The organism is Pedobacter sp. (assembly GCF_965249885.1).
Taxonomy (GTDB): domain Bacteria; phylum Bacteroidota; class Bacteroidia; order Sphingobacteriales; family Sphingobacteriaceae; genus Pedobacter.
The window spans coordinates 1,591,049-1,614,682 of record NZ_OZ252254.1; the positions used below are offsets into that span (position 1 = coordinate 1,591,049).

18 protein-coding genes are annotated in these 23,634 nt (G+C 42.0%); 4 read left to right on the forward strand and 14 right to left on the reverse strand.

The window, feature by feature from the left end; translation table 11 throughout:
• Nucleotides 1-3: 3 nt before the first annotated feature.
• Nucleotides 4-348 carry a hypothetical protein gene (locus ACY2A0_RS06730; protein ID WP_461788797.1) on the forward strand — a complete coding sequence of 115 codons (345 nt, stop codon included), beginning with the start codon at nucleotides 4-6 and terminating at the stop codon, nucleotides 346-348.
• A 46-nt stretch (nucleotides 349-394) separates the two neighbouring features.
• Here the strand turns inward: ACY2A0_RS06730 and ACY2A0_RS06735 are convergent, their stop codons facing one another.
• The 7 genes from ACY2A0_RS06735 to ACY2A0_RS06765 form a co-directional block, all read right to left on the reverse strand.
• Nucleotides 395-1,075, reverse strand: a complete 681-nt coding sequence (locus ACY2A0_RS06735; protein ID WP_461788798.1) for an OmpA family protein — start codon at nucleotides 1,073-1,075, stop codon at nucleotides 395-397.
• 183 nt (nucleotides 1,076-1,258) lie between these two features.
• Nucleotides 1,259-1,954 carry an ABC transporter ATP-binding protein gene (locus ACY2A0_RS06740; RefSeq protein ID WP_461788799.1) on the reverse strand — a complete coding sequence of 232 codons (696 nt, stop codon included), beginning with the start codon at nucleotides 1,952-1,954 and terminating at the stop codon, nucleotides 1,259-1,261.
• A gap of 4 nt (nucleotides 1,955-1,958) precedes the next feature.
• Complete coding sequence (locus ACY2A0_RS06745) at nucleotides 1,959-3,431, reverse strand: DUF5687 family protein (RefSeq protein ID WP_461788800.1); 1,473 nt, start codon at nucleotides 3,429-3,431, stop codon at nucleotides 1,959-1,961.
• 3 nt (nucleotides 3,432-3,434) lie between these two features.
• On the reverse strand, nucleotides 3,435-4,715 hold the full coding sequence (locus ACY2A0_RS06750; protein WP_461788801.1) for a replication-associated recombination protein A: 1,281 nt from the start codon (nucleotides 4,713-4,715) through the stop codon (nucleotides 3,435-3,437).
• Nucleotides 4,716-4,792: 77 nt separating this feature from the next.
• Nucleotides 4,793-4,909 (reverse strand): GxxExxY protein, encoded by a 117-nt coding sequence (locus ACY2A0_RS06755; RefSeq protein WP_461791043.1) that lies wholly within the window; start codon nucleotides 4,907-4,909, stop codon nucleotides 4,793-4,795.
• A gap of 86 nt (nucleotides 4,910-4,995) precedes the next feature.
• Nucleotides 4,996-5,157, reverse strand: coding sequence for a GxxExxY protein (locus ACY2A0_RS06760; protein WP_461788802.1), 162 nt, complete (start codon nucleotides 5,155-5,157; stop codon nucleotides 4,996-4,998).
• A 60-nt stretch (nucleotides 5,158-5,217) separates the two neighbouring features.
• On the reverse strand, nucleotides 5,218-6,426 hold the full coding sequence (locus ACY2A0_RS06765) for a DEAD/DEAH box helicase (RefSeq protein WP_461788803.1): 1,209 nt from the start codon (nucleotides 6,424-6,426) through the stop codon (nucleotides 5,218-5,220).
• A gap of 564 nt (nucleotides 6,427-6,990) precedes the next feature.
• Between ACY2A0_RS06765 and ACY2A0_RS06770 the strand changes: the two genes are divergently transcribed.
• The 3 genes from ACY2A0_RS06770 to ACY2A0_RS06780 all read left to right on the forward strand — a co-directional run bounded on the left by ACY2A0_RS06770 (nucleotide 6,991) and on the right by ACY2A0_RS06780 (nucleotide 10,526).
• A complete protein-coding gene (locus tag ACY2A0_RS06770) occupies nucleotides 6,991-7,659 on the forward strand; it encodes a succinate dehydrogenase cytochrome b subunit (RefSeq protein ID WP_461788804.1) in 669 nt (222 codons plus the stop codon).
• Nucleotides 7,660-7,690: 31 nt separating this feature from the next.
• Nucleotides 7,691-9,670: a fumarate reductase/succinate dehydrogenase flavoprotein subunit gene (locus ACY2A0_RS06775; protein WP_461788805.1), complete on the forward strand. Its 1,980-nt coding sequence runs from the start codon at nucleotides 7,691-7,693 to the stop codon at nucleotides 9,668-9,670.
• Nucleotides 9,671-9,755: 85 nt separating this feature from the next.
• Nucleotides 9,756-10,526, forward strand: a complete 771-nt coding sequence (locus ACY2A0_RS06780) for a succinate dehydrogenase/fumarate reductase iron-sulfur subunit (RefSeq protein ID WP_461788806.1) — start codon at nucleotides 9,756-9,758, stop codon at nucleotides 10,524-10,526.
• A 135-nt stretch (nucleotides 10,527-10,661) separates the two neighbouring features.
• Here the strand turns inward: ACY2A0_RS06780 and ACY2A0_RS06785 are convergent, their stop codons facing one another.
• From ACY2A0_RS06785 to ACY2A0_RS06815, 7 genes are all read right to left on the reverse strand, one after another.
• Nucleotides 10,662-11,015: a hypothetical protein gene (locus ACY2A0_RS06785; protein WP_461788807.1), complete on the reverse strand. Its 354-nt coding sequence runs from the start codon at nucleotides 11,013-11,015 to the stop codon at nucleotides 10,662-10,664.
• Nucleotides 11,016-11,274: 259 nt separating this feature from the next.
• Nucleotides 11,275-11,616 carry a hypothetical protein gene (locus ACY2A0_RS06790; protein ID WP_461791300.1) on the reverse strand — a complete coding sequence of 114 codons (342 nt, stop codon included), beginning with the start codon at nucleotides 11,614-11,616 and terminating at the stop codon, nucleotides 11,275-11,277.
• 175 nt (nucleotides 11,617-11,791) lie between these two features.
• A complete protein-coding gene (locus tag ACY2A0_RS06795) occupies nucleotides 11,792-12,160 on the reverse strand; it encodes a hypothetical protein (RefSeq protein WP_461788809.1) in 369 nt (122 codons plus the stop codon).
• Nucleotides 12,144-15,278, reverse strand: a complete 3,135-nt coding sequence (locus tag ACY2A0_RS06800; RefSeq protein WP_461791301.1) for a DUF6443 domain-containing protein — start codon at nucleotides 15,276-15,278, stop codon at nucleotides 12,144-12,146. The genes ACY2A0_RS06795 and ACY2A0_RS06800 overlap by 17 nt, the downstream gene beginning before the upstream one ends.
• 222 nt (nucleotides 15,279-15,500) lie before the next feature.
• Nucleotides 15,501-18,815: a hypothetical protein gene (locus ACY2A0_RS06805; RefSeq protein ID WP_461791302.1), complete on the reverse strand. Its 3,315-nt coding sequence runs from the start codon at nucleotides 18,813-18,815 to the stop codon at nucleotides 15,501-15,503.
• Between the two features lie 631 nt (nucleotides 18,816-19,446).
• A complete protein-coding gene (locus ACY2A0_RS06810; protein ID WP_461788812.1) occupies nucleotides 19,447-20,184 on the reverse strand; it encodes a hypothetical protein in 738 nt (245 codons plus the stop codon).
• Between the two features lie 20 nt (nucleotides 20,185-20,204).
• On the reverse strand, nucleotides 20,205-23,633 hold the full coding sequence (locus tag ACY2A0_RS06815; RefSeq protein WP_461788813.1) for a DUF6443 domain-containing protein: 3,429 nt from the start codon (nucleotides 23,631-23,633) through the stop codon (nucleotides 20,205-20,207).
• Nucleotide 23,634: the final 1 nt, after the last annotated feature.

The window sequence follows — 23,634 nt, forward strand, 5'->3', positions numbered from 1 at the left end:
AGCATGAAGGCATCCGAAATCAATATCAAATGGAAAGCGCTGCAAGAAAAGATAGCTCAGGATTTTGATTCGGAAATACCTGACCTTAAGGTAATTTTGTTTTTAATTGGTGTTCAGGAATTGGGAAAAGGTCCTGGCAAATTTAGTAAGCGACAAAAAGAAGAGCTAATGCACATTGCTACTTGTCGTTTGTTAAGTGAAATGGGATTTTATGAACTAGAAGGCTTAGACCAAGACGGCTGGCCGCATTGGAAATTAATTAAGCCAATACCATCCTACGCCTCGATGGAGCAGGAAATGTTGCTTAAAGGATTAGCTATCGAGTACTTTGCAGACATTTACGAATAAAAAAACCCCGAATTACTTCGGGGTTTCTTATATCAATTGATTTAAATTATCCTGCTTTTTCTTGAGCTTCTTTTTTCAATTGCTCATTAGCAACAATTACAATTTCTACTCTGCGGTTTGCAGCACGTCCTGCTTCTGTTGAGTTGTCAGCAATTGGCTCGTTGAAACCTTTACCTTCTGTTACTAAACGAGATGCCGGAACACCTTGCGAAACAGCGTATGTTTTTACTGCAGCAGCTCTTTTTTCTGAAATGCTTTGGTTAACTGAAGCTGTTCCTACGTTATCTGTATGACCAATTACTTTAACATCTGTTCCTGGATATTGATTTAATGAAGAAGCTAACGACTGAATGTTCACTTTTGCTGCATCCTTAAGGTCAGTTTTGTTAAAATCAAACAAAATTCCACTATCGAATCTCACGATGATACCTTCACCTTCACGAATTACTTCAGCACCTGGAATTGCTTGTTTAATTTCAGCTGCCTGTTTATCCATTCTTTTACCAATGAAACCACCGGCAGTACCGCCAACCGCTGCTCCAATTACGGCTCCAACCGCAGTATTACCTGCTTTTTTACCAATTAAAGCACCAATTACACCTCCTGCAGCAGCTCCAATACCAGCACCTTTTTGAGTATTGTTTAAGCTATCGCAGCTTTGAAAAATCATTGCACCTACCGATAAAGCTATAGCGACAGTTGCTGTCTTAAATTTTGTAGTCATCATCTTTTTTTATTTCGTTTATTAAATGTTGTTTTTTGTGTAGTCAAAGGTAATGCCAATTTTACAATTCGCTAAAAAAACCCATAGATAATATGACTACCCTTTAATCTAGTAAACGTTATAGCAGCTAATTGGTTTGTGTTTTCTGCAAAACAGGCTATAATATTGACCAAAATAGCATACACTTTACTCTGAAAAATAAGCTTCTAGCTCCTTTAGAGAGTTTTCATCGGTGTAAAAATCTTTGATTACGCTACCTTTTTCCAACAACACAATTCTGTTGCAAACATCAGTAACATGATTTAAATCGTGACTAGAAATAAACGTCGTTAGTTTTTGCGTTTGACTTAAGTTTTTCAACAAACTTTTTAGCCTAATTTGCGTAGTGGGGTCTAAGTTAGCGAAAGGTTCATCTAAAATTAAAAGTTCCGGTTTCTGCATTAGCGCTGCCGCGATACCAACCTTATTTTGATTTCCTTTAGAAAAATCGCGGATATATTTGCCACGATTTAAGATTTCGCCATTAAAAAATTCCTCATATTGCCTCAAATAATCTGCAACATGGGCGGCACTTAGCCCATGCAAGCTGCCTATAAATACGAAGTACTCTTCGGGAGTGAGGTAATCAATCAAAAAGCCTTCATCCAAATAGGATGCTGTATAATCTTTCCAAGAAGCGGATTTTGAAACGTCCATATCTTTGGAAAGGATAACACCGCCGTCTGGGCGAATTAAATCCAATAACATGCGGAAGAAAGTTGTTTTCCCAGCGCCATTATTACCTACCAGACCTATTGTTTCCCCAGTTTTAATGTTTAGTTGTTCAATATTTACAACCGTACGACCAGCGTAACTTTTAACTAAGTTCTTTACTTCAATCATAATTTTATTCTCTAAAGCCCTCGGCTATTTTATATCGTTGTTTTTCAAATTTGTTCACAATTATCTTGATAAAATAATTGCGTAATAACAAGCCTAGCAACCCTAAAAGCGATAGTGCTGCCAAACCCCAGTAAGGTTGGTTTAGTACGCCAAAAGGTATGTAGATAATTAACGGTATTAGTAGGAGCGGCAAACTAAGTAACCATTGTGAAGCTCCAACGCCTTGCCAATTAAAACTTGCACTTTTGGTAATATCTAATCGTTTGTAGTTAAAATTAGCAAAGTACAATACCACAATGGTACTCACGCCAATATTATAGATGTAAGTAGCTAAATGCAACAACAATAACTTATAGCTCATAAATCCGTAAAATGCTGAAAGAGCAGTAATTAATGTACTGCCAATAGTGAACAGTAGAAATTTTGCTTTAATAAAATCCCGATGATCAATTTTATTTACCAATAAACCATCAAAATGGGCACTTTGCCAAGCAAACATGAATTGACCATAAACGGAGATGTTAATTCCAGTCATAAAAACTGCGGCAAACAACATTTTTCCAAATTCATTATTTTCAATTAATGGCAGGCGGTAAAAGAAAAAGCCGTAGCATAGAAACAGAAATCCCATAATTACCGAACTTCTGGAACGCTTATGTCGTAAAATTAGCTTTAGCTCAAGAGCTGCTAATTCTCCCACTCTACCGAAGCTGTTTAAGAATGGATAATCTGTACTTACCTTTTTATCATCCTTTGAACTCAATTCCTCGGTATACAAATTTGCAGTCAAAAATTTGGCGTTTATATAGAATATCGCAAATGCTGCCAATGGAAATATCAACGCTAAAAACGGATATCTTACAACGTTTTGAAACACCAAGTTGGAAAACGCTCTAATGGAGATCAATCCGTAATAATCTGAAGCGGCTAGGCCCAATACCACCAAAATACCAATTGCAAAAATTAATACATTATTGATAGCCCTTCGTTTAATGTAAAGCACTAAAAAGTTATTAAAAACGATAAGTCCTAGTATGGATAGCAAGTATACCACCACATCAACAACCCCTCCCGCAGCACTAATATTGATAAAAATGAATGGCAAAAAGATAAATAGCGGCAGTACATTAAAGAATGAAAATAGCGACCGTAAATTCAAAAAGTTCACGATCGTTCTTCTAGAAATATTTAAATGAAGATAGGGAACAATACTCAACGTTGGCAGATCTTGCATTTGTATCCTTATAGCCAAATCAAGCAAGAAGTAATATAAAATCAAGCCGTTAAAAACTATAGTGGGACTAATGCCCGGCATAATCTTCTCAATGATGCTTGTCATCCAAAAACCTACGCCTATAGCTACCACCAAGAAATAAAGCATAAAAAAACCCAAAACTATTTGTGCGGCAATGCTCCCTGCCTTATTTCGGCTACGCCAAAAAGCTTTCCATTGATGCGATAAAAAAGTGCTCAGCATATATCAGTAGTTATATTTATTTTTCCAATTCTGTTTTAATTTTTCGCGGAGCTTATCCTCTGCCGGGTTTCTTCCGGGATCGTATAATTTTGTTCCGCTCAATTTTTCTGGCAAATACTCTTGTGCTTCAAAATTACCTTCGTAAGCATGTGAATACTTGTAATCGGCGCCATAGCCAATATTTTTCATGAGCTTAGTTGGCGCATTGCGTAAGTGCAGCGGCACAGGCAAATCGCCGGTTTGTTTCACTAATGCCTGCGCCTGATTAATGGCTTCGTAAGCGGCATTGCTTTTTACCGATGATGCCATGTAAGTTACGCATTGTGATAGAATAATCCTACTTTCTGGAAAGCCGATAACGTTAACAGCTTGAAAACAATTATTGGCTAGCAACAGTGCATTAGGGTTGGCGTTGCCAATATCTTCGGAAGCTAATATGACTAAACGGCGGGCGATAAACAACGGATCTTCTCCGCCTTCAATCATCCTAGCCAACCAATATACTGCTCCATTGGGGTCGCTACCGCGTATAGATTTAATGAATGCTGAAATGATATCGTAATGCTGTTCACCAGCCTTATCGTAAAGTGCTAAATTTTGTTGTGCATGAGCTAACACATTTTCATTAGTGAGCACTATTTCATTTCCGCCAACGCCGTTAATGGCAATTTCTAAAACGTTGAGTAGCTTCCTAGCATCGCCACCACTTAATCTAATTAAAGCTTCATGTTCTTTAATGTCGATTTTTTTTGTCGATAAGATTTCATCTTTTTGAATGGCGGTGTGAAGTAAGCCAACCAATTCTTCTTCTGTTAAATTTTGAAGGATGTAAACCTGGCAACGAGAAAGCAATGCGGATATCACTTCGAAGCTTGGATTTTCTGTAGTAGCGCCAATTAAAGTGACTAAGCCACGTTCCACGGCACCCAATAAGCTATCTTGCTGCGATTTGCTAAAGCGATGAATCTCATCAATGAACAAGATGGGCATTCCCATGAAGCTCCCTTTCATTGCCGCAGCTTTATCGATGACCTCACGTACATCCTTAACCCCCGAATTGATGGCACTAAGTGCAAAAAAAGGCCTATCTAAGTTTTGGGAAATGATGGTAGCCAAGGTAGTTTTACCTACACCCGGCGGGCCCCAGAAAATCATGGATGGTATACGGCCACTTTCAATCGCTTTTCGCAATACAGCCCCTTCGCCCACTAAATGCTTTTGTCCTACATATTCATCTAAGTTTTGCGGACGTAATCTTTCGGCTAATGGTGGAAGGTTTTGCATACTTTTTTGATTTGCCACAGATGCACAGATCTTAATTTTAAGATATCAAGAATCCCTATCTGTATGTCTGCGTCGATTTACAATATTAATCTTTTGTAATTCAAGCGAACTTCTCCAAAGTTAACAACAAGTGCAACTCGATTTTTAGAAACTTTCAAATAATTGATGGCTTGCGCCACATGTTCATTTGCAATACAGCTAGTGCATTAACTTCCAAAATAATAGTATTAAAAACTACAAAATCCGCAAAGAACTTATGCGGCAAAACAACCTTTATAATTTACAAAGTACTCTTTTCGCTGATAGAAGATATTCTAGCCTGAAATTCATACTCAAGCGCATCTTTATAGACTATCTCTAAAAATACAGCTCCTAGGTTATTATGCACTTCCATATATAGACCTATAATTTCAAAAGTCTCTTGCTTAGAAATAAAATTCATTGGTAAATGATTATTTTGTTAAAATAGTCATTTTCAATGAAATTATCTGTGCATCTGTGGCTAAACCGCCTTAGGTTTCTTCTTAAAAAACTTCTTCTTTTTATAAGGTTTCTTTTCTCCAGTAGGCTCGTCTTTTGGCGCTTCACCAAAATGCTCAGGCAAAGGCATCCTATCTATTTGTCGTTCAATTAGTTTTTCGATATTAGCCAAACGCCTTTTGTCTTTAGGGTTTACCAAAGTAATTGCGGTGCCTGTGGTAGCCGCCCTTGCCGTACGACCAATGCGGTGAATATAATCTTCAGGATCCTGTGGTGCATCGTAGTTAATTACTAAATCAATCCCTGTTACGTCGATACCCCTACTCAACACATCCGTACCAATCAACACATTCAACTTATCATTTTTAAAGTCGAGCATAATGGCTTCACGTTCCTTCTGCTCCAAATCACTATGAAAGGCTTCTGCTTTTAATCCAATTTTTCGGAACACCTTACCCAATTCCTTCACTTTTTCTTTACGTCCGGCAAAAACAATGATGCGATTGTAAGTAGCCGATTTTAACAATTCAGTTAACAATGGTACCTTTTGTTCGTCGTGAATCAAATAAATTTGCTGATTAATACCTTCCGCTGGCTTAGAAATAGAGATATTAATTTGCTCAGGTTCTTTTAGTAGACTGCCTGCTAACTTCCTTATTTTTGGAGGCATGGTGGCGGAGAACATCACTGTTTGGCGCTCCTTCGGCAGGTAACCTACAATTTTCATGATGTCTTCATAAAAACCCATGTCCAGCATCCTATCCGCTTCATCCAACACCAAATGCTCCAGTTTATCCATTTTTAAAAGACCTGAAGCAAGGTGAGAGATCAGCCTTCCAGGCGTTGCAATGATAATATCAACCCCTTCACGCATGGAGCGCTTTTGTTGCTCATAGGCTACCCCATCTCCGCCGCCGTATACTGTTAGCGAGCTGATGTTGGTGAAATATGAAAGTGCTTCTACCTGTAGATCGATTTGTTGAGCAAGTTCTCTTGTTGGTGTAAGCACCAGCACATTGTTATGACGCTCGTGCTTTTGCGTAAGCATATTCATAATGGGCAGCAAAAAGGCTCCTGTTTTGCCCGTACCCGTTTGTGCACAAGCTATCAAGTCTTTATTCGCAGTAATGATAGGAATAGCTTGTTGTTGTATAGGAGTAGCGTTCTTGAAACCCATTGCTAGCAGGCCTTCTAAAAGCTCCGCATTAAATCCAAATTCTTTAAAATCCAATTGATATTTTTAATAATAGTATAAAAGTACTTCTAATTGAAGCGAAAAGCAAATTGGAATGAAAGGCGACCTATTCCTTTGCGGCACTTTGTCAAAAACTTAAAAAAAGTTTGCGGTTAATTTTAACGCAAAGAAGAACAAGAGAACCGCAAAGAACGCTAAGTTTCGTTGCACGTTTTTGTGTCAACTAAACCTGATGGCAGCGGATATACTTTTTGTTTATCTCTCATCCTGATCCCGAAGTTTCGGGAGAAGGATCTGTTGGTCTAGCCATGCAGAAATAGATTCCTCTCCGAAGTTTCGGGGCAGGCTGTTCCTCGGGATGACAGGCAGCCCAGAGCAAAAAGATAGCAGCGTACAGCAGGGCTACTCTTACCGATGAAAATAATGCCGCTCATTTTTAAATTAACTACTTAAAGTACAAGCGCAAACGTTGCCAAAAGCTCATTTTTTTTAGAACGTTTCTAAATAAGTGCTTTATCGTGTTTTTGTTGTTGTGGTTACTATTTTAAATCATATTTTAAATACTTTTGCACACTAGAATTAATTAAATAACCAAATCTAATGAGTAGTTTAAGTAAAGCTTTTACATCATCTATAGGTAAAAAGTTTGTAATGGGGTTAACGGGTTTATTTCTGATCTCTTTCCTTATTATACACGTATCTATAAATGCGCTGATTTTTTTAAATGATGGAGGCGAAACATTTAATGTAGCTGCCGATTTCATGGGGCATAACATTATCGTTCGCATTTTGGAAATTGGCCTATTTTTGGGCATCATTCTGCACATTGTACAGTCGTTAATTTTAACGCAACAAAACAATGCTGCCAGACCTCAAAAATATGCTTACAACAAGCCCGAGGCTAACAGCAAATGGTACTCACGTAGTATGGGCTTATTGGGCACATTAATTTTAATGTTCTTGGTAATGCACCTTTACCATTTTTGGTGGCCAACCAAGGTTGCTGTATACACGCACCAAGAGCACAATACTTTCCAAAATATCGTAATGATATTCCAAAGCCCAATTGTGGTTGCAGTTTACATTTTAGGAGTAATCTCTTTAGGTTACCACTTACTGCACGGTTTTCAATCTGCTTTCCAATCTATGGGATGGAACCATAAAAAGTGGACACCAGTGGTAAGAACAATTGGCGTTTGGTTCTCTATTATTGTTCCGTTAGTATTTGCATTAATGCCAATTGCAGTTCATTTTGGATGGATCAGCTAAACAGAAACGTTTAACTAAAAAGATTAAGTAAATGTCGAAACTAAATTCAAATATCCCTGAGGGAGAATTAACCCAAAAGTGGACAAAATATAAATCTTCTATCCCGTTGGTTAACCCAGCAAACAAAAGAAGTTTAGAAGTAATTGTAGTAGGTTCAGGCTTAGCGGGTGCATCTGCAGCTGCTACTTTAGCTGAAATGGGCTACAAAGTAAAATGTTTTTGCTTTCAAGACTCACCTCGTAGAGCGCACTCTATTGCAGCGCAAGGTGGTATCAACGCAGCAAAAAATTATCAAAATGATGGTGATAGCGTTTATCGTTTATTTTACGATACCATTAAAGGTGGCGACTACAGGGCACGTGAAGCGAACGTACACCGCTTAGCGGAAGTAAGTGTAAACATCATTGACCAATGTGTGGCTCAAGGTGTGCCTTTGGCTCGTGAATATGGCGGTTTGTTAGATAACCGTTCTTTCGGTGGTACACAGGTACAACGTACTTTTTACGCTGCCGGACAAACTGGACAACAGCTGTTATTAGGTGCATACAGTGCGTTAGAGCGCCAAGTGGGTATGGGTAAAGTACAAATGTACACCCGCCACGAAATGCTTGATGTAGTTGTAATTGACGGCAAAGCTCGTGGTATCATTGCTCGTAACTTAATTACTGGCGAATTAGAACGCCACTTCGGTCACGCTGTAGTTTTAGGTACTGGTGGTTACGGAAACGTATTCTATTTATCTACCAATGCAATGGGTAGCAACGTTACCGCAGCTTGGAAAGTGCACAAAAAAGGTGCTTTCTTCGCTAACCCTTGCTATACACAAATTCACCCTACTTGTATCCCAGTATCGGGTGATCACCAATCGAAATTAACCTTAATGTCGGAGTCGTTACGTAATGACGGTCGTATTTGGGTTCCAAAACAAAAAGACGATCCTCGTAAACCTCAGGATATTCCAGAAGAGGAAAGAGATTACTATTTAGAGCGTCGCTACCCTGCTTTCGGTAACTTAGTTCCTCGTGACGTGGCTTCACGTGCGGCTAAGGAACGTTGTGATGCAGGTTACGGTGTAGGTGCTTCTAAACTGGCTGTGTATTTGGATTTTGCCGCTAACACAGAGCGTTACGGACGTATCGAAGCTAGCAAACAAGGAAACCATAATCCTGACAAGGAAACCTGCATGCGCTTGGGACGTGAGGTGGTGAAAGAAAAATACGGTAACTTGTTCGACATGTATGCGCAAATTACTGGTGAAAATCCTTACGAAACACCAATGCGTATTTATCCAGCGGTACACTATACCATGGGCGGTGTTTGGGTTGATTACAATTTAATGACTACCATACCAGGCTTGTATTGTACAGGTGAAGCTAACTTCTCTGACCACGGCGCCAACCGTTTAGGTGCATCGGCATTGATGCAAGGTTTGGCTGATGGTTATTTCGTATTGCCTTACACTATCGGTGCTTACTTATCAAAAGAAATTGCTACTAAAGCAATTCCTACTGACCACCCTGCATTTGTGGAGGCTGAGAACAACGTTAAAGCAACGATAGATAAGTTCTTAAGCATTAACGGTACTAAATCTGTAGATCACTTCCACAAAAGATTAGGCCACATTATGTGGGAATATTGTGGTATGGCTCGTAACAGACAAGGTTTGGAAAAAGCAATTAGCGATATTCAGGCTTTGCGTAGAGAATTTTGGTCTGACGTTAAAGTACCAGGTTCTGCGGATGAGTTCAACCCAGAATTAGAAAAAGCGCACCGTGTTGCCGACTTTATTGAATTGGGTGAGCTAATGTGTATTGATGCCCTTAACAGAGAAGAAAGCTGCGGCGGTCACTTCAGGGAAGAGCACCAAACAGAAGAAGGTGAAGCTAAACGTGATGACGTTAACTTCTCATACGTAGCCGCTTGGGAATACAAAGGCGAGAGTCAGTTCGAGTTACACAAAGAAGAATTGAACTACGAAAATATTAAAGTAGCACAAAGGAATTATAAATAGTAGCAAGAGATGAGTATCAAGTATCAGGACTTGAATAAAAATCTGATACTCGATACTTGTTACTCAATACTTAAATCTCAACAAAATGAGTACAGGAAATATGAATTTAACGCTAAAAGTTTGGCGTCAAAAAAACAAAAATTCAGCTGGTAAATTAGTTGATTACAAGCTTTCCGAAATTTCTCCAGACATGTCTTTCTTAGAGATGTTTGACGTTTTAAACGAACAACTAATTACTAAAGGTGAAGAGCCAGTAGTGTTTGATCACGACTGTAGAGAGGGTATCTGCGGGATGTGCTCAATGTTCATCAATGGACAGCCGCACGGACCAAAAGACTTAGTAACTACTTGTCAACTACACATGCGTTCATTTAAGGACGGTGATACCATTGTAGTTGAACCTTGGAGAGCAAAAGCATTTCCAGTAATTAAAGATTTAGCGGTAGACCGTTCTGCTTTCGACCGTATCATTGCTTCTGGTGGTTTCGTATCTGTAAATACAGGTAATGCACAAGATGCAAATGCGCTTCCTATTCCAAAGGCACAAGCTGATGCAGCTTTTGAAGCGGCAGCTTGTATTGGTTGTGGTGCTTGTGTGGCTACTTGTAAAAATGCTTCGGCTATGCTTTTTGTTTCGGCAAAAGTATCTCAGTTGGCATTATTACCTCAAGGCCAGCCAGAGCGTTACCGCAGGGTACAAAGCATGGTTGCACAAATGGATGAAGAAGGCTTTGGTAACTGTACCAATACTGGCGCATGCGAAGCTGAGTGTCCAAAAGGCATTTCTTTGGAAAATATCGCCCGCATGAATAGAGATTATTTCAATGCAAAATTTGTTAGCGAAGAAGAAGTTTAATTCTCAACATCTTATAAATTTTTACCATCCCCAAGTCCGTTAAAAGGCTTGGGGATTTTTTTGAACGATAGCTAATTGCCACTGCACTAAACTGATGAAACAAGTAGTTAATGCGTTTTTCTAAAGTGATTAAAACTAGTCTGATAAATCCCTAACTGAAATTAAAAACCATTTACCCAATCTTCTTTCAAAAAAATAGTTCACTTCGTAACCAGTGTCATCTGTTGTAAATTGTATTTCAAATTTATCCATAGCCACCTGTTTTTTCTTTAATGCCATATTGGGTTCTTTTAGCTTACCAATCCCAATGTGGCTAATCTCCTTCGCTGAAATATAGTTTTCTTTTTGTTTTTCACCAGTTTCATCCATATTAACTATTTGGAGAGGGAATTTTATTCTTGTCCGCTGAAAAACCGAATCTGAATCAAACTTCTTAAAAAACTCAGTAAAATCCTCCTGTTGAAGGGCAGAGCCACCTTTGTTTGACATCGATGTGGTGTGATTTGTACTGGTATAGTTTTTGTTTTGATTGCAGCTCAACAACATGGCTAGCGTAAATGAAAAGATTATTGATTTTAACATCTTAGTTTCATAGTGATTTGTAAATATAGAAAAACTGCACACACCTTTCCAAGGAAGTAAAATATCGCATCAGGGCTATATTTCCAGACGGAGTCTTCGGCTGTTTTCTTGGATTTAAGTGACAGCTGAAATAAGGAACACTTAACTACACCGAGGAGGTATGTCTTTATACCGGATTGCAAATCCGTTGATAGGAAGTTCGAGATGCGCTGCGCTTAACATCTCGAACAGCGGGTCCTGCGGGACCTCCAAAAGAAAAACCAATTCCGGCAGCGGCACCGAATGAGGCAACATGGTAGCCGAACCTTCCTCCATCCATTTGTCCGTTATACACTTGCTTACCCTCAACATAAAGAACGCCAACAGATATAGCTGTCGCAGTATTCCCTAAAACACCTCCAAATCCAGCTAATGATTTCGCAGATTGGGCTGTTGCCCCCATTATGCCCGGGGTTCCAGAAGTATAACCCTGGCTCACTAACGATGCCATTTTACCATCGGCTGCCATAATAGCTCCGGCACTAGCGAAATCCAAACCAGTTCCAGCCCAGGGGAAAAGCTAACATCTCGAACAGCTGGGTTCCTAAAATACTATCTGCTAATCTAAAGGAACAGATGGAAGTAGGCAATAAACAGCAAGGCCCGATGGAACATTCCATTGGGCCTTGACTTTATCCTTACTACTAAGGTAGCTTAAGATATAAGGTATCTGGCTTTTGCTTTTGGAAATTAGTATTTTTAAGCACAAGCTCCAAACTGCCTTTGAATACTGAGTAAGATATCAAAGAATCATATCTGTCATAGTGCTTTAAAGTAGATTCGTTTTCGCCATCTAATTTTCTGACTTGAATCCCACTCTGAACTGTGGCGTTTCCATTAATGCGATATAGGACAATTTTATACGGCCTTCCACTAACATCAATTACTTTCAATTTATCGTTGTCGGTCTCAAACAAGTCAAAAGCAAAAAACATATAGGCTAGGTAAGCAATAAAGGATATAACAACCGCAAGAACAGCGACCTTTATAATTCTGTTAATATTTCTTGTCATAATAATTAAAGCCTGATTTAATCCACATTTGATCTCTAGGGTCATCACCATAAGGTGGCAACATAAACGTGGAGCTATTAGTTCCATAGGGTGTACTAGTGGTAGTCGTCCTGTAATTCTGCCACTGAGGCAAAGACGTTCCGGCATCCATTTGTGCCTTACCAGCCCGAATCAGCAAAGTTTCTTTAGGGAAGCCATATGCCCTGCCCACAACACCATAATGATGATTCCCGAAATCCTGAGATTCCATAGTCCTTCCCTCAAAGGAAAATGTTGTTTTGCCATCATTACCAAGGCCAATTATATGTTTTTTATCATTCTTATAATCCCAATCCCCACGATTTTTTACTAGCTTCCGAAATGTATTTGGGTTCCAGATATCATCAGCGATTGCAACATTTTTATCTAATAAATTTGAATAAACCTTATCCATATTAATCTTGCCTCCTAACTCACCAATTTTTTCCCCACCAGCACCAGTATTTTTGGAACTATATTTCTTATCTACATCTGCTTCGGTTTTAGCCTTTTCATGAACATACACTCCATTATCTCCATCATCAACATTTTTAAGTACCGTTCCGTACTTATCAAGATGAACCGATTCTGGACCCATCCCATCTGGGTCTATGAACCTTATTGGATTGTTGAACGCATAGTTGTATGGAGAATGCCTCCTCATCATCTCAGCCAACGGATCCACCACATTCCACCTGCCTATTACCGGATCGTAGAACCTTGCGCCGTAATCATACTGTCCAAGTTCGTCCTGCAGCTCCTTGCCGTTATAAAGGTATTTGTTCGTCCCACCAACCGCCGCCTTCCTCAGCCCGAAGGCGTAGTAGTCGTCACGCTGCAATATCCGCACAGCGCCGTTGTAAATATCGAAAGTTGTCCGCACATTTCCAAGGTGGTCCGATAGGTTGTATCTGTAGCTGTAGCTGCCGCTGCTGTTCAGCGCAACGCCCTCGGGCATCTGGATGAAGTCGATCACCCCATTGACATACTGGATCCCGTCCACATAGTCCGTGGTTTCAGTAGCGTTGGTAGTGGACACCTTCCGGAGCTTCCGCCCCGTGGCATCGTAGGTGTAGGACATGCTGAGTCCCGACCTGCTTGCCGCCTGCGGAAGGTTAAGGTGGTTGTAGGACAGCGCTGTGCCCGTGCGGCCATCGGTGGTGGCGTTGCCGTTGGCATCGTAGCCGTAGCTGCCCGTAAGCCCCGCTACCGACTGTAGCCTGTTGCCCACATAACTGTATGCCCTTGTCCCCGTGTTGTCCCTGTTGAGGCTGGCAATATTGCCCATCACATCGTAGACCAGCTGCTCGGCCATGCCAGTGGCCGTAGCGTTCAGCAGCCTGTTCAGCCTGTCGTAGCTGTAGGCGAAGCTGTTGGACGTGCCGTTGGTGTACGCCTGCCCCGAGATGTTGCCGTTGTACTGCGGCAGCGTGCCGTTATCGTACTTCAGCTCCATGGAGAATTCGCTACTGGTGCTGTTCCGCAGCCAGCCCCGCTCGTTGTAGCCGTAGCTGGTCTGCTGCATCCCGCCGGCCAGCCTCTTCTGCCCCAGCTGCCCGATCTCGTTGTACAAGTTCTCGCTGATCGTGGTAGGGGCGGCCCCGTTGATGCTGTGGGCGGTCGTCGTTGCCCGGCCCATGTGGTCGTAGCCGTAGGTAGTGGCAATGGTGGTGGCGGACGTCCCCTTGGTATGCACCCTGGTGCTGCCATTCAGGCTGCCGTCGAAGTTGTAGGTGTTGTCGGTAACGTCGGTGCCCTCCAAGTGGTGCTGCGACCAGCTGCGCACCACCCTGCCGTAGTCGTCGTAGCACTGCACCGTCCACAGCCACTTATCGGCGCTGCCCAGCACCTTCACCCTGCTGGCCGTGGGAAGCCCATTCAGCATCTGGCTGTAGCCAACAGGCTGGTAGGGGATCCCCGGTATGGCATAGTCGTCAAAGTAATGGATGGTATGGTACTCCACGATGGAGAAGGGGACCGGCTGGCAGGCCGAGGTGTAGCCCGTGCCAGAGGGGCCATCATCGCTCCTGCTCTCCCACAGCACCGTCTGCACGTCCAACGTGGACTGCAGCTGCTCACGGGTGTTGTAGCCCCCGTAGAGCCCGGTGATGATGGTGCGCCCGAAGGCGTCGTACTTGCTGAAAAGCCAGCGCCCCTGGCCGGCGAGCACCGCATCGCGGCTGTACACCACCTGGTCAAGCCCGTTGTACACCATCTCCTCCCTCCCCCTGCCGGGCACCTTCTTCTCGATCAGCCGTTTCCTTGCATCGTAATGGTAGCCGTAGATGAACTGGTCGAAAACCGCCTGCGTCTCCTCGAAGCTACCGATGTCCTGGCCGTTCTCGTTGACCGCAGGGGGAAGCACGTAGCGGAGGTTGCCAAGGTCGTCGTACACATAGTACGTACTCAGGCTTTTTGTGCTGGTCTCCCAGGTCCGCTTCAGCACTACCCTGCCATCAAAGTCCCTGTACTCTTCGGTAGTGCCGGCATTCCCATCGGCGGCCTTCCAGTTCTCGTCCCCGATGGTCGTTTTATAGAGCCTGCCGGGCTGGTAGTAGCTGGAAGTGGCCCCGTTGCCGGCGCTGTTGATGCTCCACAGCTTCACCTCGTTCGCCGAATTGGTGCCGTAGGCCGTACGGACCGTATGGTCGTCGGCAGCCCCGGCCGAGGGCTGCCATGCCGTGCCCGGGAAGCCCTGCTTCACCACACGGTTCAGGGGGCTGGCCTCGAACACCGTAACGCTGAAGGGGCTCACGTTCTGCACGACCCCCTGCGGCGCAGAGGCATAAAAGGACAGCTGGTCGGCTATCGCCGTGGGCCTGTAGCTCCCGCTGGAACCGCTGCCGGCAGCATAGGGAAGGTACTTCACCGGCTCCCTGCCCAGCGCATCGTAGGAAACGGGGGTAACGATGTCCGTATACGAGGGGCTGGCCCCGACCTCGACGGTCTGAAGAGGACGGCCCAGGCCATCAAAATATTGGATGGTCCGGTTCTCCTGGCACAGCGTCCGGGCATCGTTCAGGTTCTGTGCACTTACACCGGCGACCCTGAACGTGCGGGAAAGGATGTAGTTCTGGCCAGCACTGGGAACCGATGCCAATGGACCGCATGTTTGGGGAACTATAAAGACACGTAGGCTGCTCCCCGACGGGGCGTGGAAACCGTCAGTGAGCGTTACGCTGCCAGTTGCCGATAGCTCGGACTGGCCACTATATACAGAATAGTTCATGGCGCCCTGCGTGATGGGGCCCTGGGCCCGCGACAGCTGTCCACACAGCAGCAGCGCCAAGGTCGTGATTTGTAGATGAAATGTCTTCATGGCCTATGGTTTATAGTGGTAGTCAAATTTCTTGATGATATGCCCGTAATGGTCGCTGACCGTATCGAGCCTCCCAAAGCTGTCGTAACCGTAATAGGTCGTCATACCCTTGGCATCGGTCATGCTAGTCATACCAACTAAAGGCTTATAGGTATAGCTGGTGACCTGGGAGTATCGCAATAAATTACTTGCCTTAAGCAGGTCTACTGTATTTTTAATCTCGATATCTGTGGGATTTTTATTGGCAAGCTCGTCTATTAAAGAATGGCCTAATATTGAAACAACTGTCGTATAATCCGCATTTTTGATTTCTACTATAGGGTGTTGACCTTTGTAGCTCCACAGAAAACACACTGTAACACCGCCCCGCTTCCTTACTTCTGCCATATTGCTTTTAATGGTACCGTCATAACCAATATCAGCGTTAAATTTATAATAATTTGGAAGGACAACTAAAGAGTTAATTGCAACTGTATCTATATTTATGCCTTCGTAACTATACAATGAAATAGGCTGGCCCATATCATTATATTTTATTATTTCTCCATCAACAATTTTATTATTAACATGACTTTCTTTTCGTATCGGTAAATCGACAATATTCTTTGCAAGTAATGTTGCAGTATTAAATCCTGTGCTTACATCATAATGACTTGGGTAACTGATGCGCTGATGTGATGTCTGTCCATCACTTCCATATGTCCAGGTATCCGTTAACAGATAAAAGGCATTCTTATCGTAACCATAATCTTTGCTTTGTATTACTTTCTTCACGCCTCCACTATCATAAGAATATAAGGTGTCTATCTCCTTACTTTTCAAATACCACTCTGTATAAGTTCCATATTCCTTTAAATTAAAGCTTCCCGGATAAGGTGTAGATCCATGTTTTAGTCCAATTAAAGAAATTGATTGACCATCATAATCTTTATAAAAAACCTGTTTTGAGGATATAGGCCTATATCCACTCGTTATATACTCATAAACTTGCTTCTTTTGCATCAACCCAGATCGCCAATCGCGATAAATTATCGGAGCAAATGGGTAAGAACTCACCGTATAACTGATAAAATCATAAAGGTCATGTGAGTAAGTATATTCCGTCTTATAATGTTTGCTATCATCTAGATACTCAACAATGTTTGTATATCTGACCATCTGACCATCACCACCGTTTAAAGGTGCGGCACTTTGAGACACTCTTCTAGTAACATTTGGTAAACTAACGGTTGATATTATGCCAGATGATCCACAAGCAATCTTAAAAACATGCATAGGTAAGTTTAGAATGTATCCGCTAGAATGATTAATATTCGAAAATTGACTATAAGAAAATGAGCGCAATATTTGCCCACCAAAACTATCAGTATCGATAATTTTTTTAACCCTCAGTGCTCCAACAATAACTTGATTATTAAGATTAGGGATCTGCTCATCCCAAGTTAAGATTACAGAGAAATCAGGATCTGGATTTTCAAAGGAAAAATTGATTGTTGTAGTAATTTTATAAGTTCCCTCTGGCAAGTTATAAGATAGGTTTGCTTGATTCAGCATGAGCGAAAAGCTAGGGTTTGATATTCCTTCAACCACAGTCATTAATGGACAATCGAAACTCGACACATTTCCACTACAACCAGTATATTCAAAGTTTACATAGGTTGGGTTTGGCCCAACTGTAAAAGTTCGGGAATAGGTGTTGAAACTTCCTGGAACAAGATTCGACGGTGTCTTAAGCAAAGCAATATACTGCTGATTAAGCCCAGAAAACTGAAAATAATCTAAATCTCCGGTAGCTATACTTGATTCCGAGACTTTATTACTTTCGTAAGAAAAATCTGTTGCACCCCCAGTAGGATATTTGATTCTCGTGAGCGTGCGAGCTTGGGCATAGAGCGAATCCACCCTTCTATCAGCTCCCGGCAAATATCCTGAAGAACCACCGTTTACTATGCTTGCCTTTATCTTTGGACTAAGAAGGTAGCCATTTGGGGCATTATTATAGAACCCCCAATAGTCCTGAGACGCAGACAACCTACTTGGCAGATCTAAACTATTGTAAGTGAAGGTATGCGTTTTTGGATTGTTTTCTGACGCATCCCTCTCTTCTAGACTAGCTAAATATAGCCTTTTATAAGAAACTGTATGAGGATTACCGCCAAGTACCTGCGGAATAGTTATAAGATTAGGTTCTGTCGGACTTGTCCAATAGGCCGTATTAAATTTATACGTTTTATATAGCTGTCCCATCTTATTCTTTATCCGAATTTTGTCTAAGGCAGGACTTCCCCCTATGACATCTTCTCTAAGCGTAGGTAATGTCACAAACTCAATGTCTGCATTCACTGTTGAGATCTTTTGTATAATGCTCTTGCTGCTCACATTTACGTATGTGGAATAGTTGAGTTGATTAGTTGCATATTCACAGCCGCTGTCACCCACATAGTCTTGCATCTCTCCCCCTCTCCCAAAGTCGCTAGAAATCACAGAATTATAGAAAAACTCTAATAAACTACCATCTGGATGCTTAATTTCTGTAGGCTGCCACATGGTAATATGTTCAGGAGTAGCCTCACCAGATGATATATTGGCATTAGGCGTAAAATTTAATACAGTTGAACTATTGAATATGTCATGAGCGCTACGCTGGCGATTTTCCGTCTGCCCAAAGAAACATTTAACCCCATTAGGCAATGTAACTATCCACTGTACGATCTTTCCATCAGTGTCGGTATTGAAGGCCAATTTTACTTGACTTTTCGGAAGCTGCACAAAAGCCTGCTGCTGCTGGTCATAATAAAATTTACCAGAATAGCCCATTGCTGAAAAATAATAGAAGTCGGGTTCCACATCCAGTTCATTTTGATTTATCTTATAATAGGCATTAATCTTCTCCGGGCTGGTTTCGGGATAACCGAAAATGATATTGGCTTTTATAGATGTATACAAATAACCATTTAACGTACTATAATCATCGGGTAGGCCATGTACAACACGGTAGAGGCTAGGCCCCGTTGACAAGCTCCAACCAATTCCAACCCAAGAAGCGACTTCCTCCACCTTAATTCCAGAAGAATTGTAAGAAATTGATAAAGGAAGAGAAAGTGTCCCCGAATTAGCAGTGTAGAGAGGAATACTAATTACTGGAACTCCTGAGGAATAATTCATTGGAAATTCCAAATATTTACCCAAAGCGCTTACTTCTGGTGAAGGTGGAACCACATTTGTAATGTTCAACTTGTCCAAACTTTGGGCATACAGCTGCCCATGGCAATATAATAATAGAAAACAAATTAGGGCAGAGATGTATTTTTTTTTCATAAAGAAATATTTTGTGCAACTTCTTAATTATTTAGAATATTTACAATGTTTTTCTGCCAACTGCTATTATTGCGGTGCGAACTGGTAGTTTTACTGTGCGAATACAAATTCGCTTTATCCCATTTTCGTTAATTAAAGTAATAATATTGAAGACAGGTGAATATTCGAGTCTTTCTACACTAGTGTGTCAAGCCACATTCTACTGTAATCTCATAGAATCTTGTTGCATATAGTAAGCCTTAAGTTTGCCTACAGCTCTTTGTTATGTTTTACTCCAGTTCGGGATGATTGTTGGTACCAACTACGCCGCCTTCAGCAATCGAGGGCGTAATATAGTTACGCAGCAATCCAGCGAAGCAGCTCTGTAGAAATCAGAAGTTGCACTACACTAAAAGTGGAGTGCGAGATTGTAACTGTAATTATAGCTGCGTTATGGATCAGCGCTACTCCACCCGGTGCGTGTCTATACAGTTGGCATATTGGATCCCGTCCACATAGTCAATGGTGGCTAACTTAACCTATAGCCTTTGGCAAAACATCTTATATCTTATTACAATAGCCATACCAAGTTCGAGATGCGCTGCTCTTAACATATTGAACAGCAGGTATTTTTACATCGCTGGGCTTTTTTCTAATCATCAACTTCTATTCTTATAGTTTTTGGTTGAATTTGTAAATTTGAGATAGAATCAACGGCATTCAAAATTTGTTTTTTGCTGTACTTAAAAAGAATCCCATATCCCGGTGGGGGTATAAAAAAAATTCCGTTTTTTTGCTTTAAAATATCATCTCCATTTCTTGAAATAATTTTAAGTGTATCTCTATTTAATTTATATAGGCCATAATCCAAACTATCAAAGTCAAATTCAACATGTTTTGTAACAAAACTTCCATAGTTAAAGGCTTTAACAATATTGCCTTTTAGATAAAAAGTTATATAGCCATTAGTTTCTTTAACAAAATCCTTTTTTATTCTTTGAGATTCTAGTCTATCTAAAATCTTTGAAATACCAGGCAGTTTATTCGATAACTTACCATTTTCTACATAAAACCACCCCCAATCTGCCTTACCGTAAGAAGAAACTAATGCGACAAAGTCTTTAGATATTCTTATACTCCCTTTATTACCAATTTCATAAGCCGTTATTTTCCCCTTATTATTTTTAATAATACAGTAATGAATTGAAAAGTTTCCTAAATGTCCTTTATGAATAATCTGAACTATATACAAACCCCTTTCGGGATATTTTTCTAAAGTATCGAGTTCTTGAGATTTGTCAATATCAATTTTATTTAAAGACAAATCCTTATCAAAGCTTTGGCACGAGCTTATGAATAATAATATAAATATTAGATAACAAAAATTCATTATATCCAAAATAGTGTTTATTATCTTATAGCCTTTCTTACTCTATTATCTCTACTATAATTTGAAGGGAAAATGCCCAACGAATAATCAAAATAACCTCTCGCTATTGCCTCTCTATGACTGGGTTGATTAGAAAAAGTTTTACTGTCTTTAAATATATAATCATATACGTTGTATAATTCAGCACCTAAAAGCGCATCGCTAACACTTATTTCGACCTTGCCTGATGAATTAATTGTACTCATACTGGCACCCCATAAATAATTTAATGCTTCGTGGTTGTTCATATAAATTCCATTCATATTTATTAGCTCCCCCGCTTTAAATTTGCTTTTATAATCTAATGAGCCTCTATTTGATTCTTTAGCAACGTCATAATAACTATCAACATTTTTTGTTCCATTATCAATTATTGATTTTTGCACATCAGTATTAAAGCTCTCATTAAAAACACCATTAAAGCTTGCGCCTCCAGGTTTACCACTCCTTTCATTTTCTCTAGGATCACCTCTTATCGATTCCACACTCAAAACACGATGAGCTGACTTAACCGAAGAAACCTGAGTTTTTCCTCCTTTATTATTAGTACTTGCTATTTGCTCTTGTTCTTTTTTATCGGACACAAGATATAATCGTTTATCGTCAATTCCATCTGTACCTATTTTATTTCCTTTCTCATCTAAAAAATCTCCCCAGAACATCCCGTCGGGATCAATAAAACGTATCGGGTTATTCCTTGCATAGTTATATGGTGATCTTGACCTATCAAGTTCCGCCAACGGATCCACCACGTTCCACCTCCCAATCACCGGATCAAAGAACCTTGCGCCGTAATCGTACTGTCCAAGTTCGTCCTGCAGCTCCTTGCCGTTGTAGAGGTATTTATTCGTTCCGCCTATTGCGGCCTTCCTCAGTCCAAAGGCATAGTAGTCGTCACGCTGCAATATTCGTATGTCATTGTTGTAAATATCGAAAGTTGTACGCACATTTCCAAGGTGGTCCGAGAGATTGTAGATATAGGTATATACACCACCATTGTTCTGCGCCCTGCCCACTTCGGTCTGGATGAAGTCGATGACACCATTGTTGTACTGGATACCATCTATATAATCTATAGTATTACCATTAAGCTGTTCTATACCCGGACCGCCACCAGTAATCACGCCGTTCTCATCTTCTGCCGCTTCCTCGTCACCGGGAACAAGAACGACGTCCGCCTTCCTCAACTTCCTTCCCGCAGCATCATAAACATATCGGAAATAACCCTCCCTCATCGGCATGCCGACCTTCGTGGGAAGGTTGAGATAGTTATAATTGATCGATGCCCATGTCTTGGCATCTAGCGTGCAACTGCCATTGGCATTATACTGATAGGAGATTGCAAAGGGTGTACCTTCTTCTTGGTCGTCATTTTCCTCACTGCCAGAACTGCTTCCGGTGCCTCTCACTATTCGGTCAAGCCTATTTCCCGTATACTGATAGGTCATTAGCCCTTCAGTATCACGCTGCAAAGTCTGTATATTTCCCATCACATCGTAGGTAAGCGTTTCGCTCATCGATGGCGATAGGCCACTGATTAATCGGTTTAACCGATCATAGTTATAGCTAAAGGTATTACTGGTCCCATTGGTGTATAATTGTGTAGATATGTTCCCATTGTACTGCGGCGACGTGCCATCATCATATTTCAGCTCGATGCTGAACTGTCCGCTCGCACCATTTCTTAGCCAACCTCGCTCGTTGTAAGTGTAGGCAGTAGACTGCATTCCGCCAGCCAGTTTCTTCTGCTTTACCTGTCCTATCTCGTTGTAGACGTTCTCACTGATAGTTGTCGGCGAGGCGTTATTGATGGCCTTGCTGGTCTGCAATAGTCTACCTACATGGTCATAAGTATAGGCAGTGGCAATAGTAGTTGTAACATTGCCCTTAACGTGCGTACGCTTAGAATTTTTCACACTTCCATCAAAATTATATTCGATATCAGTGCGGTCGCTACCACCAAGATGATGCTGTACGTGTGACTGCACCACCCTTCCCTCATTATCGTAGTAGTTTACCGAAAGCAGCATGGTAGACATTTCATGGTCTAGTACCAGTGTCCTGGTGGCCGTGGGCAATCCTCTTGTCATTGTACTGGCCAGGGCAGTCGTACCGAAAGGCACAAACGTGAATGTATTATTTGGAAAAACGTAGTTGTCGTAATAGCTGATGGTAAGGTTATGACTTAGCGCCACCCCAGGATAGCAACGATCAGTAGTATAGCCAATTCCTGTGGATATACGCTCCTCCCACTGTTGTGACTGCGCTGACACAGATGTCTGTACCGGTACGCGATCTGAAACCCCTGCTGTGGTGCCAGGCTTCTCGTATAGACCAGTAACTGCCACCCTACCAAAAATATCGTACTTTGTTACAAGCCACTGCTGGGGGGTCTTCGCCCGCTGTACGGCATCTTGGGTCAGCACCAGCTGATCCAATTTATTGTACACCAGGTATTCCCAGCCCTTTCCGGGAAGCTTTTTCTCGATCAGCCTTTTCCTTCCGTCGTAATGGTAACCATAGATGAACTGGTCAAAAACAGCCTGCGTTTCATCGAAGCTAGCGATGTCCTGCCCGTTTTCGTTCACCGCAGGCGGCAATACGTAGCGAAGGTTGCCAAGGTCGTCGTACACGTAATATGTACTAAGGCTCTTCGTTGCCGTCTCCCAAGTCCGCTTCAGCACCACCCTGCCTTCAAAGTCTTTATACTCGTCGACTGTACCTACATTGCCGTCGGTAATTTTCCAGTTCTCGTCCTTGGTGGTCGTCTTATACAGCCTGCCGGGCTGGTAGTAGATGGCAGTGGCACCGTTACCGGCAGAATTGACCGTCCACAGCTTCACCTCATTCACCGCATTGGTTCCGTAGGCCGTACGCACCGTATGATCGTCGGCACTATTTGGAGCGGGTTGCCACGTAGCTCCAGGAAAGCCCTGCTTCAATATGCGGTTGAGCGGGCTGGGCTCTAAAATCGTGAGGCTGAACGGACTGGGAGTCTTCACCACATTGGCCTCCCAGCTGCTGCCAACTTGATAATACTGCCCCTGCGTGGTAATGCCGGAGGGCTTGTAGCTCCCATCACTTGCCGATTGCTCGGCATATGGAAGATACTTCTTAACTTCCCGCCCCAAAGCATCGTATTCGAACACCTGCACAATATCCTTCTTCCCAGCGCTGCCCTGCCAGCTCACCGTCTGAAGTTGGCGGCCCAATCCGTCAAAATACTGGATGGTACGGTTGGCCTGTTCCACCGGAAGGCCGTTCAAAGAGGCTGCAGTCGTCTTCCCCGGAACCTTTACCGCAGTTTCCACTATGTAATTCTGATTGTTTGAGGGGGTTTGGCTGTATGTTAGGTGGCCACAAAGCAGCAGCACCATTGCCAAATTAAATTTATTTAAATAGTTTTTCATT

What these genes read in the sequence shown, in the direction of transcription:
- ACY2A0_RS06735 (WP_461788798.1), bottom strand. Translation starts at nt 1,075, where the DNA reads ATGATGACTACAAAATTTAAGACAGCAACTGTCGCTATAGCTTTATCG.
- ACY2A0_RS06775 (WP_461788805.1), top strand. Translation starts at nt 7,691, where the DNA reads ATGTCGAAACTAAATTCAAATATCCCTGAGGGAGAATTAACCCAAAAG.
- ACY2A0_RS06730 (WP_461788797.1), top strand. Translation starts at nt 4, where the DNA reads ATGAAGGCATCCGAAATCAATATCAAATGGAAAGCGCTGCAAGAAAAG.
- ACY2A0_RS06770 (WP_461788804.1), top strand. Translation starts at nt 6,991, where the DNA reads ATGAGTAGTTTAAGTAAAGCTTTTACATCATCTATAGGTAAAAAGTTT.
- ACY2A0_RS06785 (WP_461788807.1), bottom strand. Translation starts at nt 11,015, where the DNA reads ATGTCAAACAAAGGTGGCTCTGCCCTTCAACAGGAGGATTTTACTGAG.
- ACY2A0_RS06780 (WP_461788806.1), top strand. Translation starts at nt 9,756, where the DNA reads ATGAGTACAGGAAATATGAATTTAACGCTAAAAGTTTGGCGTCAAAAA.
- ACY2A0_RS06805 (WP_461791302.1), bottom strand. Translation starts at nt 18,815, where the DNA reads ATGAAAAAAAAATACATCTCTGCCCTAATTTGTTTTCTATTATTATAT.
- ACY2A0_RS06810 (WP_461788812.1), bottom strand. Translation starts at nt 20,184, where the DNA reads ATGAATTTTTGTTATCTAATATTTATATTATTATTCATAAGCTCGTGC.
- ACY2A0_RS06760 (WP_461788802.1), bottom strand. Translation starts at nt 5,157, where the DNA reads ATGAATTTTATTTCTAAGCAAGAGACTTTTGAAATTATAGGTCTATAT.
- ACY2A0_RS06745 (WP_461788800.1), bottom strand. Translation starts at nt 3,431, where the DNA reads ATGCTGAGCACTTTTTTATCGCATCAATGGAAAGCTTTTTGGCGTAGC.
- ACY2A0_RS06790 (WP_461791300.1), bottom strand. Translation starts at nt 11,616, where the DNA reads ATGGCAGCCGATGGTAAAATGGCATCGTTAGTGAGCCAGGGTTATACT.
- ACY2A0_RS06750 (WP_461788801.1), bottom strand. Translation starts at nt 4,715, where the DNA reads ATGCAAAACCTTCCACCATTAGCCGAAAGATTACGTCCGCAAAACTTA.
- ACY2A0_RS06795 (WP_461788809.1), bottom strand. Translation starts at nt 12,160, where the DNA reads ATGACAAGAAATATTAACAGAATTATAAAGGTCGCTGTTCTTGCGGTT.
- ACY2A0_RS06740 (WP_461788799.1), bottom strand. Translation starts at nt 1,954, where the DNA reads ATGATTGAAGTAAAGAACTTAGTTAAAAGTTACGCTGGTCGTACGGTT.
- ACY2A0_RS06815 (WP_461788813.1), bottom strand. Translation starts at nt 23,633, where the DNA reads ATGAAAAACTATTTAAATAAATTTAATTTGGCAATGGTGCTGCTGCTT.